Genomic DNA, 632 nt, shown 5'->3' with positions numbered 1-632 from the left:
GATCATGGGCATGCATCCGGTGCTGCCCACGAGCTCCACGCTGCCGCTGTTCGATGTAGCGGCCAGCAGGCGCATTGTGGCGCGCGCGCTCGCCCACTCGCCCGACCTGATGGAACGCGCAGGACTGGCCGTTGCCAAGCTCGCCCTGGCGCTGCGCCGGGGCGCCGGCCCGGTATGGGTGGTCTGCGGCCCCGGCAACAACGGCGGCGACGGCCACGTCGCCGCGCGACGGTTGGCCGAGGTCGGTGTCCCAACCCACGTGAGCCACGACGCGCCGCAGTACCCTTCCCTCGTCATCGACGCGCTGCTTGGCCTGGGCCTGAATCGCGCGCCCTCACCCGAGCTGCTGGCACCCCTCGTCGCAATGGGCAATTGCGGCGCACCCGTCCTCGCCGTTGATCTGCCCAGCGGCCTGCTCGCCGACACCGGCCAGCTCGCAGGCGAACGCGCCGTGCGCGCCGATCACACACTGACACTGCTGACGCTCAAGCCCGGCCTCTTCACCGGCGAGGGACGCGCGCACGCAGGACGGATCTGGTTCGACGAGTTGGGCATTGCACCCGACGAGCCGCCCACGGCCGACCTGCTCGGCCCGGGCGCGGCCCTGCATCGCAGCCCGACCAGCCACAAGG

Annotated in this window: 1 protein-coding gene; it reads left to right on the top strand. The window is 72.0% G+C overall.

The genetic code is table 11. From position 1 onward, the window contains the following. Positions 1–632 (top strand): NAD(P)H-hydrate epimerase (locus AC1DU6_RS34560; protein ID WP_477863011.1); only part of this gene is annotated, 632 nt, incomplete at both ends.

This window comes from Roseateles sp. P5_B10 (assembly GCF_056400485.1).
The sequence above is the reverse complement of the archived record's forward strand: the minus strand, read 5'-3'. Positions and strand labels throughout refer to the sequence as shown.